General features: G+C 72.7%; 15 protein-coding genes and 2 tRNA genes. 11 read left to right on the forward strand and 6 right to left on the reverse strand.

Annotated features, from left to right (window positions below; genetic code table 11):
- The first annotated feature begins 230 nt into the window (after positions 1 to 230).
- The 3 genes from ACSP97_RS14050 (at position 231) to ACSP97_RS14060 (ending at position 1,361) form a co-directional block, all read left to right on the forward strand.
- Complete coding sequence (locus ACSP97_RS14050; protein ID WP_070027370.1) at positions 231 to 599, forward strand: hypothetical protein; 369 nt, start codon at positions 231 to 233, stop codon at positions 597 to 599.
- A 152-nt stretch (positions 600 to 751) separates the two neighbouring features.
- The gene (locus tag ACSP97_RS14055; RefSeq protein WP_355527745.1) at positions 752 to 1,297 is read left to right on the forward strand and encodes a hypothetical protein; all 546 of its coding nucleotides are present in this window, start codon (positions 752 to 754) and stop codon (positions 1,295 to 1,297) included.
- Positions 1,288 to 1,361 (forward strand) — tRNA-Lys (locus ACSP97_RS14060). Before ACSP97_RS14055 ends, ACSP97_RS14060 begins: the two co-directional genes overlap by 10 nt.
- Before the next feature lie 152 nt (positions 1,362 to 1,513).
- On the opposite strand, the gene ACSP97_RS14065 is transcribed toward ACSP97_RS14060, so the two are convergent.
- Positions 1,514 to 2,773, reverse strand: a complete 1,260-nt coding sequence (locus tag ACSP97_RS14065; protein ID WP_355527747.1) for a M6 family metalloprotease domain-containing protein — start codon at positions 2,771 to 2,773, stop codon at positions 1,514 to 1,516.
- 323 nt (positions 2,774 to 3,096) lie between these two features.
- On the opposite strand from ACSP97_RS14065, the gene ACSP97_RS14070 reads away from it, so the two are divergent.
- Positions 3,097 to 4,902: a putative bifunctional diguanylate cyclase/phosphodiesterase gene (locus tag ACSP97_RS14070; protein ID WP_355527749.1), complete on the forward strand. Its 1,806-nt coding sequence runs from the start codon at positions 3,097 to 3,099 to the stop codon at positions 4,900 to 4,902.
- A gap of 6 nt (positions 4,903 to 4,908) precedes the next feature.
- Here the strand turns inward: ACSP97_RS14070 and ACSP97_RS14075 are convergent, their stop codons facing one another.
- Complete coding sequence (locus ACSP97_RS14075) at positions 4,909 to 6,006, reverse strand: LLM class flavin-dependent oxidoreductase (RefSeq protein ID WP_355153373.1); 1,098 nt, start codon at positions 6,004 to 6,006, stop codon at positions 4,909 to 4,911.
- Positions 6,007 to 6,103: 97 nt separating this feature from the next.
- A complete protein-coding gene (locus tag ACSP97_RS14080; protein ID WP_355153375.1) occupies positions 6,104 to 6,835 on the reverse strand; it encodes a maleate cis-trans isomerase family protein in 732 nt (243 codons plus the stop codon).
- Positions 6,836 to 7,186: 351 nt separating this feature from the next.
- Here ACSP97_RS14080 and ACSP97_RS14085 point away from each other — a divergent pair, with 351 nt between their 5' ends.
- Entirely contained in the window at positions 7,187 to 8,137 is a 951-nt protein-coding gene (locus ACSP97_RS14085) for a D-2-hydroxyacid dehydrogenase (protein ID WP_440557766.1), read from the forward strand.
- A gap of 236 nt (positions 8,138 to 8,373) precedes the next feature.
- Here the strand turns inward: ACSP97_RS14085 and ACSP97_RS14090 are convergent, their stop codons facing one another.
- Positions 8,374 to 8,700 (reverse strand): DUF3830 family protein, encoded by a 327-nt coding sequence (locus tag ACSP97_RS14090; protein WP_440557768.1) that lies wholly within the window; start codon positions 8,698 to 8,700, stop codon positions 8,374 to 8,376.
- Here ACSP97_RS14090 and ehuB point away from each other — a divergent pair.
- From ehuB to ACSP97_RS14120, 6 genes are all read left to right on the forward strand, one after another.
- Entirely contained in the window at positions 8,675 to 9,589 is a 915-nt protein-coding gene (gene ehuB / locus ACSP97_RS14095) for an ectoine/hydroxyectoine ABC transporter substrate-binding protein EhuB (RefSeq protein WP_355153380.1), read from the forward strand. The two genes, ACSP97_RS14090 and ehuB, sit on opposite strands and share 26 nt — an antisense overlap.
- Positions 9,586 to 10,305: an ectoine/hydroxyectoine ABC transporter permease subunit EhuC gene (ehuC, locus tag ACSP97_RS14100; RefSeq protein ID WP_391870122.1), complete on the forward strand. Its 720-nt coding sequence runs from the start codon at positions 9,586 to 9,588 to the stop codon at positions 10,303 to 10,305. The genes ehuB and ehuC overlap by 4 nt, the downstream gene beginning before the upstream one ends.
- On the forward strand, positions 10,302 to 10,952 hold the full coding sequence (gene ehuD, locus ACSP97_RS14105) for an ectoine/hydroxyectoine ABC transporter permease subunit EhuD (protein WP_355153383.1): 651 nt from the start codon (positions 10,302 to 10,304) through the stop codon (positions 10,950 to 10,952). The genes ehuC and ehuD overlap by 4 nt, the downstream gene beginning before the upstream one ends.
- On the forward strand, positions 10,942 to 11,724 hold the full coding sequence (ehuA, locus tag ACSP97_RS14110; protein ID WP_355153385.1) for an ectoine/hydroxyectoine ABC transporter ATP-binding protein EhuA: 783 nt from the start codon (positions 10,942 to 10,944) through the stop codon (positions 11,722 to 11,724). The genes ehuD and ehuA overlap by 11 nt, the downstream gene beginning before the upstream one ends.
- 214 nt (positions 11,725 to 11,938) lie before the next feature.
- Complete coding sequence (locus ACSP97_RS14115) at positions 11,939 to 12,697, forward strand: IclR family transcriptional regulator domain-containing protein (RefSeq protein ID WP_355324860.1); 759 nt, start codon at positions 11,939 to 11,941, stop codon at positions 12,695 to 12,697.
- Between the two features lie 85 nt (positions 12,698 to 12,782).
- Positions 12,783 to 12,856 (forward strand) — tRNA-Lys (locus ACSP97_RS14120).
- Between the two features lie 43 nt (positions 12,857 to 12,899).
- Here the strand turns inward: ACSP97_RS14120 and ACSP97_RS14125 are convergent.
- Entirely contained in the window at positions 12,900 to 13,505 is a 606-nt protein-coding gene (locus ACSP97_RS14125) for a lytic polysaccharide monooxygenase auxiliary activity family 9 protein (protein WP_355153388.1), read from the reverse strand.
- Between the two features lie 123 nt (positions 13,506 to 13,628).
- Complete coding sequence (locus ACSP97_RS14130; RefSeq protein WP_355153390.1) at positions 13,629 to 14,768, reverse strand: SPFH domain-containing protein; 1,140 nt, start codon at positions 14,766 to 14,768, stop codon at positions 13,629 to 13,631.
- Positions 14,769 to 14,800 lie beyond the last annotated feature (32 nt).

Raw genomic sequence — 14,800 nt, forward strand, 5'->3', positions numbered from 1 at the left:
GACCCGCCGGACGGAGTCCGGCACGCCGCCAAAGGCGGCCGATGGACACAGCCCGGACGGCTGGGAGGCGAACCACGCGGTCCTCTCCCACCTCGCCGAACACCGGGTGGAGTGGCGGCCGTGAACGCGGACCCGGGCCCCTTGCGTGGGCGCGGGACAATGGAGGGTGGCCCACCGGAGAGGTGGTGCCCAGCGAACCGTACGAAGATCGTGCGAGGAGGAGAGAAGACATGGCGGAGCCCACGCCGCGTCGGAACGAACCGCGGCTACGCCCCGCGCCCCTGATCTTCGAGCCCGCGGAGGCGGCCGCCGATCCCGAGCACTTCTTCGACCTGGAGTCGATCGAGGATCCGCGGGCGCTGCTGGCCCGGGCGACGGAGCTGACCCAGGCGTTCCGCGCGGCCGCCGACCGGGCCGTGGAGTTCCAGGCCATCGCCGCGGCCCAGCTCGCCGACCCGCGCCGGTTCGACCGGCTGACGGCCGCCGACATCGCCGATCGGGCCGAGTGGACCGAGGACTACGCGAAGAAGATGGTCGAGTTCGGCCGGGACCTGATGCGCGGCAACAGCGAGGGACGGACCTCCGCGGACCCCGTGTGAGCCCCGTGTGACCCCGCGGTGATCCCGTGCGCCCCGCGTGATCCCTCACCTGGCATATGCCAGGCGGGCAAGATACTCCCCGTCTCCTTCCCTGTCCCGGTTTTCCGCAACTCAGGAGAACCGATTGCTCACAACGGGTAGATCTGAACGGCATGAGCAGTACACCGAACGTCACCCGCGTCACCCCCGACGGCGCCGCCTGGCTGGCCTCCGCCGGGACGTACCCGCTGTACACGCCCGCGCCGGCCGTCCTGCCTTGCGGCACCGTCTTCGACGTGGTGAGCGCCCCGGTCGTCTTCGGGCGCCGGATGCTGGACCGCCTGTGGGACGAGGGCCCCGGTTCCGGCCCGGTCGCGATGTCCCGCGGCCGGATGCTGCTGTTCTGCGCCCCCGGCACCGCCCACCGGCTGCCCTCGCTGCTGGCCTGGGAGGAGTGGGGCTCGCACCGGGCGGCCGCGGTTCCGCCCCTGCTGTGCCACGGCACGGGCGACGCGGTGACCGTCCCGGCGCCGGACGGCGGCGACAACTGCGGCGGACCCCGCTGGGTGGTCGCCCCGGACGCGCGTCGCCCCTGGCTGCCGGGCCCGGAGGTGCTGCTCTGGGCGGCCGTGCGGGCGGCACGCACGACGGTTCGGATATCGATTTTTCCTCCCGCCGACGAGGATGCTAAGGTCTACGACGTCAGCAGGCGCCGCTAGCTCAGTTGGTTAGAGCAGCTGACTCTTAATCAGCGGGTCCGGGGTTCGAGTCCCTGGCGGCGCACGCGATGGCGAGGGCGAGTCATGACCGCGGAACACGCGGTGAGGACTCGCCCTCGCTGTTTTTGCGCGACTTCCACCGTGGGGGCTCCGCCACCCACACCCCCGCCACGGTCGGCCCGGCCGCCGTCGGCCCGGTGACCGCCGGCCGGGACGTCACCCGGTGATCCGCTGCGTGATCTTCACCGTCCACGCCCCCGAGGCCGTCCGGCCCTCCGCCTCGATCTTCACGCCCGCGCCCGGGACGGTGAAACTCTCCCCCAGGGCGATCGGCGCGTCCGCGAGGGGCGGGTACACCGAGTCGTCCGGGCATGCCTCGGTGTGCGGATGGGCGTCGACGACCTCGACGGGGCCGCCACCGGACGCGGCGCCGCTGCGCACCCGGTAGACGAGGATGCCCTCGCGGCACGTGGTGCGGTCGTTGCCGACGGCGGTGCGGGCCTCCACGGCGAGGACGCTGTCCGGGCCGGTGCGCACCACCGCCAGTTTCAGCCCGTCGCCGAGACCGAAGGCGGACGCCCCGGCGGCCCCCTGCACGGGGATGCCGGGCCCCACCGCGAGGGGCTCCAGGGTGAGCCGGGTCGGTCCGGCGCCGCGGACGCACATCACCTGGCGCGGATCCAGCCAGCCGAGCCGCCACTTGTGCCAGGCGAACATGTCCGGCGACAGGCCGAACTGGCTGCCCATCAGGTCCCAGTCGCCGACGTAGGTGTCCCAGTCGCCCTTGCCGTCGGCCGGGCGGTGGTAGAGGTCGGGCAGGTCGAAGACATGACCGGTCTCATGGGCGAGGACCAGCCGGTCCGGCGGATGCTTCTCGAACACCGTGACGACCCGTCGCACGTCCGTGCCGTCCACGTGGACGGGCGTGTCCAGGTTGACGACCTTGGTGGCGTCGGAGTCCACGCCGGGCGCGTCCGGGTCCGCGACGAGGTACACCACCTGGTAGCGGGAGAAGTCGACGGCCTTGTCGGCCACTTCGAAGGCGTCCCGCAGATACGCGGCCCGGTCCTCGGCGGCCCAGTCCCGCCGTACGGCGTACGCCGTCGACGGACGGGGCATACGCAACCAGTGGCTCAGCGGATGCGCGCGCAGGGTGAACCTGCCGTAGGAAGCCTGCTCGAAATAGCGGCTGGTCTGCGGGAAGTGGTCGGCGGTCAGCTCCGCCGGGGTGGTCTGCGGGACCGCGTCCGGGAACGACAGGAAGACCATGACGGCGTCCAGCGCCCTGGTGGGGCGGGCATAGTCCGCGTCCCAGGTGTCCGCCCCCTCGGAGTGGCGGGCACCGGTGCGGTGCAGGGCGCACGGGGCCGTGGCGAAGGGCTCGGCGACCGACGGTCCGGCGATGATCGAGGTCGCGGCCAGCGCCGACAACGTGGTGCACACGGCGGCGGTGCTGCGCAGCAGGGGCACGGACATGACCTCCGGACGCGGTTGGACGGACCCGCACCCAGATTGCTGTGTTTCGCCACTCCATGCCCTGTTTGTCTGCACCGGAAGAGTGAGCACTCCCCATTCGGGCGCCAGGCGCACGACGGCGCACGACATCACCGCATCACTCACGGAACGTCACAACTGGTCGACGGCCTCAATAACCCGTCCAGGTCCGGGCAGAAACGATCTGTCAGAAAGTCCCACCGGTCCGGGAGACTGGACGGTGGCTGGAAGGGCCCGGGGCCAGCCTCTATGATCGGCACACTTTCCGGCACGGACAGAGATCGAGTGCACTGCGGGAGCGAGCGGTGAGCGGAACGTCCGAAGGGCCGACGCCCGCGGCAGACCTCGACCGGTCAGCCGTCACAGACAGTGATCACACCCCCTACGACCGTGTCTTCGGGGCGGCCCCGCTCGCCATGGCCGTCGTGGACCACGAGGGAATCGTCGTCCGCGCCAACCCGGCCTTCGGCGAACTGCTCGGCCTCGACTGCGCCGCCCTCACCGGCCGGGCCGCCGCCGACCTGGTGGACCTGACCGCCGACGTCCGCTCCTGGCACGCCTACCGCGAGGTGCTCAGCGGCCGGCAGGCCCGGCTGCGCTGCACCCGCCGGCTGAAGCACCCCGGGGGGAACTCGGTGTGGGTGCAGCTCACCGTCGCCCCGCTGACCGACGGCGAGGCGGGCGTGCTGCTGTCCGTCGCCGACATCAGCGCCCGGCGCGAACTCCAGGCGCGACTGCGGCACTTGCAGATGCACGACCCGGTGACCCGGCTGCCCAACCGCACCCTGTTCTTCGAGCGGTTGTCGGCCGCGCTGGAGGCGGAGTCGTACGAGCACGGCGCCACCGGCCGGATCGGGCTGTGCTACCTGGACCTCGACGGGTTCAAGGCCGTCAACGACACCCTCGGCCACCGGGTCGGCGACCGGCTGCTCGCGGCCGTCGCCGAGCGGCTGACCACGGTCGCCGACGCGGCCGGGTACGCCCGTGCCGCCACCCCGCTGGTGGCCCGGCTCGGCGGCGACGAGTTCGCGCTGCTGGTGGAGGACTCCACCGGCACCGAACAACTCGCCGACCTCGCCGAGTCGGCGCTCACCTCCCTTGAGGAGCCGTTCGACCTGGCCGGGCAGCGGCTGTCGCTGACGGCCTCCATCGGCGTCGTGGAACGCCATGCGGCGGGCACCACCGCGACCGGTCTGATGCAGGCGGCGGATACGACGCTCTACTGGGCGAAGGCCGACGGCAAGGCCCGCTGGACCCTGTTCGATCCCGAGCGCAACGCGCACCGGATGACCCGCCAGGCACTCTCCTCCACCCTGCGCCCCGCCGTCGAGCGCGGCGAGTTCGTGCTGGACTACCAGCCGTTGGTGGGCATGGAGGACGGCCGGCTGTCCGGGGTCGAGGCGCTGGTGCGCTGGCACCATCCGCAGTTCGGCACGCTGACGCCGAATCGGTTCATCGGGCTGGCCGAGGAGGACGGTTCGATCGTGCAGCTGGGCCGCTGGGCGCTGGTCACCGCCTGCCGGCAGGCCCGCCGCTGGCAGCTGGACCACCCCGGCGAGCCGCCGATCTTCGTCAGCGTGAATGTGGCCGTGCGCCAGGTGTGGGACTCCGACCTGGTGGCCGATGTGGCGCAGACCCTCGCGGAGACCGGGCTGGCCCCGCACCTGCTGCAACTGGAGCTGACCGAGTCCGCGGTGATGGGCTCGGCGGGCCGCCCGCTCCAGGCGTTGCAGGCCCTGAGCGACATGGGGGTGCGCATCGCCATCGACGACTTCGGCACCGGCTACTCCAACCTCGCCTACCTCAGCCGGCTGCCGGTCTCCGCGCTGAAGCTGGACGGTTCCTTCGTCCGCGGCTTCCAGTACGAGGAGACGCCCAAGGGGGTGCCGCCGAACCCCGCCGACGAGGTGATCGTGGAGGCGATGATCCAGCTGGCCCACCGGCTCGGCCTGACGGTCACCGCCGAGTGCGTGGAGACCGCGGCGCAGGCGAGCAGGCTGCGCCGGATCGGCTGCGACACCGGACAGGGCTGGCTGTACTCCCGCCCGGTGCCGCCGGACCGCATCTCCGAGCTGCTGGGCGCCCGCAGTTACGCGGTGGGAAAGCCGTGACCGGCCCTACGCGGCGGGCAGTCCATAGGCGTCGGCGATCAACTCGTAGGAGCGCAGGCGCAGTTCGCCGCGGTGGGCGTGGGTGGTGAGCATCAGCTCGTCGGCGCCGGTGCGCTTTTGCAGCTCGTCCAGGCCGGTGCGCACCTCGTCGGCGGTGCCGTACACCACGTTGGACGACCAGGAGTCGATGAACTCCTCCTCCATCGGGCCGAGTTCCTGCCGCTCCGCCTCCGCGGGGTCGGGGAACAGACCGGGGCGGCCGGTGCGCAGCCGGAGCATGTTCAGGCCCATCGCGCGGGTCTGGCGGCGCGCCTCGCCCTCCTCGTCGGTGGCCAGCGCGGAGACGCCGATCAGGGCGTACGGCTCGGCCAGCACCTCGGAGGGCCGGAAGGTCTGCCGGTACAGGTCGAGCGCGGGGATGGTGTTCTGCGCCGAGAAGTGGTGCGCGAAGGCGAACGGCAGGCCGAGCATGCCGGCCAGCTGGGCGGAGAACCCGGAGGAGCCGAGCAGCCAGATCGGCGGGCGGTGCGGGGACTGGACCCCGCCCGGGGTGCTCCCCTGGACCGGGCCCGGGATGGCGTGGATGCGCCGGTAGGGGTGGCCGTCGGGGAAGTCGTCGTCGAGGAAGCGGGTCAGCTCGGCGAGCTGCTGCGGGAAGTCGTCGGCGCCCTCGTGCAGGGTGTCGGTGCGGCGCAGCGCCGCGGCCGTGGCGCCGTCGGTGCCGGGGGCCCGGCCGAGCCCGAGGTCGACCCGCCCCGGCGCCATCGCCTCCAGCGTGCCGAACTGCTCGGCGATCACCAGGGGGGCGTGGTTGGGCAGCATGACGCCGCCCGAGCCGAGCCGGATGCGGTCGGTGTGGGCGGCCAGGTGGGCGAGGATCACGGCCGGTGAGGAGGAGGCCACGCCCGGCATGGAGTGGTGCTCGGCGACCCAGTACCGGTGGAACCCGCGGGCCTCGGCGAGCCGGGACAGCTCGACGCTGGTGCGCAGGGCGTCGGTGGCGGTGCGGCCCGCGCCGACGGTCACCAGGTCCAGCACGGAGAGGGGGACGGGTGCGGTGCCGTGCGTCGTTCCCCGGATCTCGTCTGCCTCGTCTGCCGACACGGTGAGGGCCTCCTGTTCGCGGCGTGAGCTGTGCCGGACAGTGGCAACCGGGGGCGGGCCCCGGTTATTCCGCCGCCGGCTCGCCCGGTCCGGCTCCTCAGACCTGGACCAGCGGTTCCCGGGTGAACAGCGTCCCCAGCTCCGGCGCGTTCACCCGCCGGTCGGCGAGCCGCAGCCCCTCCCACACCGTGACCTGGTTGGCGGTGAGCACCGGCTTGGACAGGGACTTCTCCAGCAGCCCGAGGCAGGCGGCCGTGTGCAGGGCGGTGTCCGGCAGCAGCACCGCGTCCGCGCCGGGGTCGTCCGCGGCCCGCGCCAGCCTCAGCACGTCCTCCTCGCCCCAGCGGGCCGCGTCGGCGGCCGTGGCGACCCCCGAGGAGTGCACGGCGGTCACCTCCAGGCCGGCCGCCCGCAGGAACTCGGCGAACAGCGCGGTGATCTCCTCGGGGTAGGTGGCGCCCACGGCGACCCGCCGCACCCCCAGCTCACGGGCCGCGTGCACGAAGCCGAACGACGTCGAGGAGGCCGGCATCCCGGCCAGCCGGGCCAGCGTGCGCACCTGGTCCTGGGCGCCCTGCCAGCCGTGCACGAAGCCGCCGCTGGTGCACGCCCACACCACCGTCTCGGCACCGGCCAGCCGCAGCCGCTCCATGCCCTCGCGCAGCCGCTCGGCGGAGCCCATCTCGCGCAGCGCCGCCACCCGGTGCGCGTCCTCTCCGAGGTCGGTGTGGACCAGGTCCACCCGGATGTCGCTGCCCAGGAGCTGCTCGATGCGCGGATAGTCGTCCTCGGCGAAGTGGCCCGGGTAGAGGAATCCGAGTGCGGTCATGTCCAGCCTTCCTGCGTCCGGTCGGGTACGGACCGTGTCCGGGCGCCCTCGTGCCGACGGCGCCCGGTACGGTTCCACGGCTCGGGTACCCAGCCTCCGCGGCGCAGCCCACATTCCGCCGCACCGACCCGCCCCCGTACGGCGCGCCGCCCCGGCCGGCGGCCGGGTCGCGGGCACGGTGTCCTCGGCCGACCGGGTCACGCTGCGCGGGGCCCGGCCCTCGCGGCAACGCCGTGTTGACGGCGGTGGGTTCGGGTGCGAACGTGGTCGGTCCCTGGCGCTCAGGCGTTCGCAGCGGCACCTCCCGGGCGCCTGGGCAGGCACCCCCTCGGACCCCGGGAGCCGCGCCCCATGACGACCGTCCCGACCGTGCTCGTGCTGGACGCCGAGCCGCCGCCCCGACTCGGCCGGCTGACCGGGCGCGCCCGGATCGTGCGCACGGACGCGGCGCACCTGGCCGAGCGGCTGCCCACGGCGGACGTGCTGCTGGTCTGGGACTTCACCTCGACCGCGGTGCGCGAGGCGTGGCCCGGCCCGGGGCCCCGGCCGGGCTGGGTGCACACGGCGAGCGCGGGCGTGGACCATCTGATGTGCCCGGAGCTGGCCGCCTCGCCGACGGTGGTCACCAACGCGCGCGGCGTCTTCGACCAGCCGGTCGCCGAGTACGTGGCGGCCCTGGTGCTGGCCGTGGCCAAGGATCTGCCGCGCACCCTGGAGCAGCAGCGGGAGCGGGTGTGGCGGCACCGGGAGAGCCGGCGGGTTGCGGGTACCCGTGCCTGTGTGGTCGGTTCGGGTCCCATCGGCCGGGCGATCGTCCGGGTGCTGAAGGCGCTGGGGGTGACGACGGCACTGGTCGGGCGGGTGCCGCGGACCGGTGTGTACGGGCCGGCCGACTTGGACCGGCTGATCTCCCGCGCGGACTGGGTGATCGCGGCGGCACCGCTGACGGAGGCGACGTACCGCATGTTCGACGCGCACCGGTTCGACGTGATGCAGCCCTCCGCGTTCTTCGTCAACGTCGGGCGCGGGCAGCTGGTCGACGAGGAGGCGCTCGCGCGGGCCCTGACCCGGCGCTGGATCGCGGGCGCCGCCCTGGACGTGTTCGCCGCCGAGCCGCTGCCCGCGGACAGCCCGCTGTGGCAGCTGCCGGGACTGATCGTCTCCCCGCACATGAGCGGGGACACGGTCGGCTGGCGCGATGAACTGGGGCGGCAGTTCGTGGCGTTGTACGAGCGGTGGGCGGCGGGCAGACCACTGGTGAACATGGTCGACAAGACGCGTGGATACGTGCCCGGCCACTGACCTGGCTCCGCCATGTCGCCCTCCTCCGCCCTGCGACGCACGGCACCAGACCCCGCTCCCTGATCCGGCCCGATCCAAACGAAAGGCCCCGGGCCCCTCGTCCCGGGCCTGCGGGAGGTCTGCGCGGGGGGCGCGGCTGAGCGCGCTCGACTGTCTGGCGGCGGTGGACGCCCGGATGGGCCTGGGCCGGCGGATGGGCCGGTGCCACGAGGCCCAGGTCGCGTGCCGTCCGGTGGTCACGCCCGCCGGGCTCCGAGCCGCTCCTCCGCCGGGGTGACCGCCGGGTTTTCCGGTGGGGGTTCTGTGGAGGCCAGGGGCGGGAACAGGGCGCAGATCCCGCCACCCGTGTACCTGGTGGGGCGGACCTCGCCGGACGGCGGCCGCGCGTTCCGCACCGCCGCGCAGGTCAGGGACGCGCGGCCGGTCGACGGCCGCGTGCGGCAGCGCGCATTCCGCCTGTGGAGCGGGACGGTGACGCACCGTCCGGCCGTAAAACCGGGGCGCATACCCTGGATTCGCTGGGGTAGCGGCGCCGCCATGGCTGCACCACATGGGAACGGCATACACACTTTCCGGTCGCAACACAGACCCGGTCGGCGGGCGTTGCTCCGCGGGATCGCGGCGCTCGGGGCGCTGGGCGCCGCGGGCTGCACACGGGTGGCCGCCGCCGGCGGAAACGGCGGCGACCTGCTCGACCGGCTCCGCGCACAGGGCGTCGTACGCCTCGGGATCGCCGGGGAGATCCCCTTCGGGTACATCGACAAGGACGGCCGGCTCACCGGTGAGGCGCCCGAGCTGGCGAAGGTGGTCTTCAAGCGGCTCGGGGTGGACCGGGTGCAGCCGGTGCCGACCGAGTTCGGCTCGCTCGTCCCCGGCCTGAACTCGCAGCAGTTCGACGTGGTCGCGGCCGGCATGTACGTCAACGCCGACCGCTGCAAGCAGGTGATCTTCGCGGACCCGGATTACCAGATGCTGGATTCGTTCATCGTCGGAAAGGGGAACCCGAAAGGGTTGCACTCCTATGCGGACGTCGTCGCGAAGAAGGCGAAGTTCGCGACCGGGACCGGGTACGCCGAGATCCAGTACGCCGTCGAGGCGGGCTACCGGCAGAGCGACATCCTGATCGTGCCGGACCAGGTGGCCGGGCTGAACGCGGTCGAGGCGGGCCGGGTGGACGTGTTCGCGGGTACGGCCCTCACCACCCGCGAGGTCGTGAAGAAGTCGGCCAGGGCGGAGGCCACCGCGCCGTTCGCCCCGCTGGTCGGGGGCAAGCCCCATGTGGACGGCGGGGCGTTCGCGTTCCGGCCGACCGAGACGCGGCTGCGGGACGCCTTCAACGCCGAGCTGCGCGAGCTGAAGCGGACCGGGGAACTGCTGAGGATCCTGCGGCCGTTCGGCTTCGGCAAGGCCGAGATGACGGACCTGACGGCGAAGGAGCTGTGCGGGCAATGACCTCGGGGCTCTGGGAACTGGTGCTCAAGGGCGTCTGGACCACCGTCCAGCTGCTGGTGTTCAGCGCGCTGCTGGCCGCCGCGGTGTCCTTCGTGGTCGGCATGGCGCGCACCCACCGGCTGTGGATCGTGCGCTTCGTGGCCGGCGTCTACACCGAGGTCTTCCGCGGCACCTCGGCGCTGGTGATGATCTTCTGGGTGTTCTTCGTGCTGCCGATCGCCTTCGGCTGGCAGCTGGTGCCGATGTGGGCGGGCACGCTGGCGCTGGGGCTGACGTACGGCGCGTACGGCGCGGAGATCGTGCGCGGGGCGCTGAACGCGGTGGATCCGGCGCAGCGCGAGGGCGGGATCGCGCTGAGCTTCACCCCGGCGCAGCGGATGCGGCTGATCGTGCTGCCGCAGGCGGTGCCGGAGATGATCCCCTCCTTCTGCAATCTGCTGGTCGAGCTGCTCAAGGGCACCGCGCTGGTGTCGGTCATGGGCATGGGCGATCTGACGTTCAGCGCCAACCTGGTGCGGCTCGCGCTCCAGCAGAGCGCGGAGATCTACACGTACGTGCTGGTCATCTACTTCGTGATCGCCTTCGTGCTGACCCGGCTGATGCGCGGCCTGGAGAAGCGGCTGAAGTCCGGGATCGGCAAGGACGCCGGCACCGAGCGGGCGGCGCGTGCGCTGAAGCGGGCGCGGACGACCGGGGTGGGCGGTGGTGTCGCATGACATGGGACTGGCACGCGGTGAGCGACTTCATGCCGCACTTCCGGGACGGCCTGCTGGTCACCCTCCGGGCGCTGGTGCTGGGTTCGCTGCTGTCCTTCACCCTCGGCCTGGTGTGGACGCTGCTGATGCGGGCTCCGACCCGCTGGGTGCGCTGGCCGGTCGGGGTGGTCACGGAGTTCGTGCGCAACACCCCGCTGCTGGTGCAGCTGTTCTTCCTCTTCTACGTGCTGCCGGAGTGGGGCCTGACGTTCTCCGCGCTGACCACCGGCGTCTTCGCGATCGGCCTGCACTACTCGACGTACACCATGCAGGTCTACCGGGCCGGCATCGAGGCGGTGCCCGTCGGCCAGTGGGAGGCGGCGACCGCGCTGAACCTGCCGCGGCGGCGGACCTGGACCGCGGTGATCCTTCCGCAGGCGATCCGCCGGGTGGTGCCGGCGCTGGGCAACTACGTGATCTCCATGCTCAAGGACACACCGATGCTGATGGTGATCACCGTGCTGGAGATGCTGGGCCAGGCCCGGCTCTTCTCCCAGCAGCGCTTCCAGTTCACCGAGCCGCTCACCGTGATCGGCGTGGCCTTCGTCCTCATCTCCTACCTGGCCTCCCTTCTCCTGCGAGCCCTGGAGCGACGCCTTGTCCGTTGAGACCCGTACCGAGCCGTCCGTCACCGCCGCCCAGCCGGCCGATCTGGTCCGTCTGGAGCAGGTCACCAAGCGCTTCGGCGCGAACACCGTGCTCGACCGCCTGGACTTCGCCGTCCAGCCCGGCAGGCACGTGACCCTGATCGGGCCGTCCGGCTCCGGCAAGACCACGATCCTCAGACTCCTGATGACCCTGACCAAGCCGGACGAGGGGACCATCACCGTCGACGGCGAGCCGCTGTTCCCGGCACCGGAGAAGCGGGTCCGGGAGGTCCGCAAGAAGATCGGGATGGTGTTCCAGCACTTCAACCTGTTCCCGAACATGACGGTGCTGCGCAATCTGACCGAGGCGCCGGTGCGGGTCCTCGGGCTGTCCAAGGACGAGGCGGAGGAGCGGGCGCGGGAGCTGCTGGAGCTGGTGGGCCTCGCCGACAAGTGCGGGGCGCGCCCGGCCCAGCTGTCCGGCGGGCAGCAGCAGCGGGTGGCGATCGCGCGGGCGCTGGCGATGCGGCCGCGGGTGCTGCTGCTGGACGAGGTGACCTCCGCGCTCGACCCGGAGCTGGTCGCGGGTGTGCTCGATCTGCTGCGGGACATCGCGCGCAGCACCGACATCACCATGCTGTGCGTGACGCACGAGATGGGCTTCGCCCGGGACATCTCCGATCAGGTACTGATGTTCGACGGCGGCCGGGTGATCGAGTCGGGGCCGCCGGAGAAGATCTTCTCCGAGCCGGAGCGGGAGCGCACCCGGGAGTTCCTCAGCGCGGTGCTGTGAGGGGCGCGCGCAACGGCCGAGGTCCAGCCACTGGGACATGACCCTGGCATATGCCAATGGGTCGTCGCCGCAGTTCGGGCCGCCGCCGGGAGCGGGAGCGACGGATCGGAAACTTGTCAACGCCCTCTCCCCGGCGGCCGTTTGCCCGTTATCGTGGAATCGCCGCACCGTCCGGAGATCCACGGCCCAGTAAGCGAGCGCAGGGGGGAACACCGTGGCGCTGATGCACGAGCCGACCGCCCCGTACCACTCGGTCCAGGACGCGCTGCGCGTGCTGGAGACCGTGGCGCGCACCACGACCGGGGTCACCGAGACCGAGCTGACCCGGCTCACCGGCCTCGGTCCCGAGCGGCTCGCGCTGCTGCTGCGGATGCTGCGCCGGGAGGGCTACGTCGAACAGGTCGGCGGCGGCGCGTACGTCACCGGCGACACCCTGCGCCGCCTCACCTCGGCCGAGGACCGCGAGCGGGCCCTCGCCGACAAGCTCCAGCGCACCCTGGACCGGCTGCGCGACTCGGTCGGCGCGGCGGTCTACATCAGCCGCTACGTCGACGGCGAGGTGAAGGTCACCCAGTACGCCGCCGGCCCCGGCATGCCCGCGGTCAACGAGTGGGTGGACTTCCGCTTCTCCGCCCATGCCACGGCGGTCGGCAAGAGCCTGCTCACCCAGCTGGACCACAACGCCCGCCGCGACCACCTGGCCCGGCACAAGATGGCCCGGCTCACCTCGCGCACCATCACCAGCGACAAGCTGCTGCTGTCCCGTCTGGAGTCCCAGCCGCCCACGGTGCCGGTGCTGGATCTCCAGGAGTACGCGGTGGGCACGGTCTGCGCGGCCGTCCCGATCACCGCGGGCGCCTCGGTGGGCTGCCTGGCGCTGTCGCTCCCGGTGGAGCACGCGCACCGGCTGAAGCGGGCCGCGGACACGCTCAACCGGAACGCGGCACCGGTGCTGCTGTCGCTGGCCCTCTAGCGTCCCCGGGTGGTCACGAGCACCCCCGAGGACCAGGTAGTATTTTCTTCGTCGCCGGCCGCGGGAAGCGGAAGGCGAGAGTCACGCGCCGCTAGCTCAGTTGGTTAGAGCAGCTGACTCTTAATCAGCGGGTCCGGGGTTCGAGTCCCTGGCGGCGCACAGCGGAAAGGCCCCTCACTTCGGTGAGGGGCCTTCTCCATGCCTAGAACGTGACGTCCGAGCAGGCGTAGAACGCGTTGCCCGTGTCGGCGATCGTCCACACCGCGAGGATCACGTGGTGACCCGACAGGCCCGTGGGCAGGGTGCCGCTGTGGCTGAGCGTCGCCGGCGGCTGCTGGCCGTTGTAGGGCACCGTCAGGAACGGCGTGAGGTTGAGGTCCGAACGGGACAGCGGGTGGTTCTGGTTCCAGCCCGGCTTGGTGACGTAGTACTTGAAGTCCGTCGTGGCGTGCCGGGCGGTGAACTGCCAGCGGAAGGTGTACGACTGCCCGCCGGTCACCTTGGTGGTGGGCCAGGCCGCGCCGGACGGGGCGGTCGGCGAGCTGAGCTGGCTGAAGCGGGACACCCCGCCGTTGCAGAGCTGGCCGTCGGCGGGCCCGGCGGCCGGGAAGCCCTTGGGACCCTCGACGCTCTGCGGCTCGTACTGGATGTCGCCGCAGCCCGTCACCGTGCCGTTGGCGCAGAGCTTCTGCCTGCTGACGGGGAGGTCGGTGTAGCCGTGCCCGCTGGCGCCGCCGGTGGAGAGCGCGAACGCTCCGGCGGTCACCACTCCGAGCACGACCGCGGACATCTTCGTCTTGGTGCGCATACTGCCGCTCCTCGAGAACGTGGGGAGTTCGGTGAGCCGTGCAGAGGGTAGGTCTAGACCAACTCACAGATTATGGGCGGGACTTTGGCATGTCCATACCAGTGGCAGAAGCGGACGAACCGGCTACGCCCGCTCCCCGCGGCCCGCGCAGAACGCCACCGTCAGGTCCCGTACCAGCACCTTGCGCTCGGAATCGTCCAGTTCGACCAGCCCGCGCGTGGTCAGCCGGGTCACCGTGTCCTCCACGGAGTCCACGACCGAGCTGAGCATGCTGGCCCGCTGCCGGGCCTCCAGCGCGGCGATCCGGCGGCGCTGCATCGCGTCCGCGATCTGCGGGGCGTACTCCGCCCGCAGCGGCTGCACCGAGAACACCTCCAGACCGGCCGGCGCGGTCTGTGCCACCACCAGCCGGGTCAGCGCCTCCCCGGCCACCGCGGGCCCGCCCCGGCTGCCGAGCGCAGGCTCCACCGGCACCCGGGCCAGCGCCGCCTCCACGCACTCGCGCAGATACCGCTCGTGGTCCTCCAGGCCGAGCACCGCCCGCGCGGTGTCCCGCACCCGCCACACCACCAGCACCACCACCCGCACCGCCAGCCCGCCCGGGTCCGCCGCGGGCATCGCCTCGCTGCGCCAGTGCCGCAGCCGCACATCCACCCGCCTGCGGCGCAGCAGCGGGTTGACCCAGAGCAGCCCGGTGCGCCGGACGGTGCCCCGGTAGCGGCCGAACAGGCCCACCACCCAGGCCCGTCCGGTCCGGCCCCGGGCCAGCCCGCCGAAACCGGCCGCGCCGAGCAGCCCGGCCCCGGCGTACGCCGCCCACTGCGCCGGACCGAGGCCCGGGTCCGCGGGCGCGGGCAGCCGCAGCGCCTGGACGGCGAGCGGCGGCAGCACCCCGGCCCACCAGGACGCGGCCAGCGCGCCGGTGACCCCGCAGGCCCCGGCGAGCAGCCCGGCCGCCCCGGGCAGCGCCCGCGCCGGGCGCTCGCGCAGCTCCGGGTCGACCCGGGGCAGCGGGTCCCGCCGTGTTGCCGCCGGACGGCCGGCGCGCGGCAGCTCGCCCGTGCCCTGGCGGCGCCCCACCACGGCGGGCCGCGCCGGCGCCCCGTCCGGGCCGGGATCGTCGCGGAAGAGCAGATGGACCGGGATCTCGGTGGTGGACTCGTTCCGGATCAGCCGGGCCGGACGGGTGCCGGTGGCCGTGGCCGTGGCGGCCTGCGGTCGCCCCTCGGAACCGGACGGTGTGTGCGAGGTGGTCGTGCTCATGCGTGCCTCCAGCCTCCGCGCCAGATGCGTCA

The sequence above is a fragment of the Streptomyces sp. SCPE 10 genome, from assembly GCF_051980735.1.
In the GTDB taxonomy this organism is placed as follows: domain Bacteria; phylum Actinomycetota; class Actinomycetes; order Streptomycetales; family Streptomycetaceae; genus Streptomyces; species Streptomyces misionensis.

Excerpts from the sequence above, each read along its gene's own strand:
- ehuD (WP_355153383.1), top strand. The coding sequence starts at position 10,302 with ATGACATGGGACTGGCACGCGGTGAGCGACTTCATGCCGCACTTCCGG.
- ACSP97_RS14125 (WP_355153388.1), bottom strand. The coding sequence starts at position 13,505 with ATGCGCACCAAGACGAAGATGTCCGCGGTCGTGCTCGGAGTGGTGACC.
- ACSP97_RS14090 (WP_440557768.1), bottom strand. The coding sequence starts at position 8,700 with ATGCCGTTCCCATGTGGTGCAGCCATGGCGGCGCCGCTACCCCAGCGA.
- ehuB (WP_355153380.1), top strand. The coding sequence starts at position 8,675 with ATGGCTGCACCACATGGGAACGGCATACACACTTTCCGGTCGCAACAC.
- ACSP97_RS14085 (WP_440557766.1), top strand. The coding sequence starts at position 7,187 with ATGACGACCGTCCCGACCGTGCTCGTGCTGGACGCCGAGCCGCCGCCC.
- ACSP97_RS14080 (WP_355153375.1), bottom strand. The coding sequence starts at position 6,835 with ATGACCGCACTCGGATTCCTCTACCCGGGCCACTTCGCCGAGGACGAC.
- ACSP97_RS14050 (WP_070027370.1), top strand. The coding sequence starts at position 231 with ATGGCGGAGCCCACGCCGCGTCGGAACGAACCGCGGCTACGCCCCGCG.
- ehuC (WP_391870122.1), top strand. The coding sequence starts at position 9,586 with ATGACCTCGGGGCTCTGGGAACTGGTGCTCAAGGGCGTCTGGACCACC.
- ACSP97_RS14065 (WP_355527747.1), bottom strand. The coding sequence starts at position 2,773 with ATGTCCGTGCCCCTGCTGCGCAGCACCGCCGCCGTGTGCACCACGTTG.
- ACSP97_RS14055 (WP_355527745.1), top strand. The coding sequence starts at position 752 with ATGAGCAGTACACCGAACGTCACCCGCGTCACCCCCGACGGCGCCGCC.
- ACSP97_RS14130 (WP_355153390.1), bottom strand. The coding sequence starts at position 14,768 with ATGAGCACGACCACCTCGCACACACCGTCCGGTTCCGAGGGGCGACCG.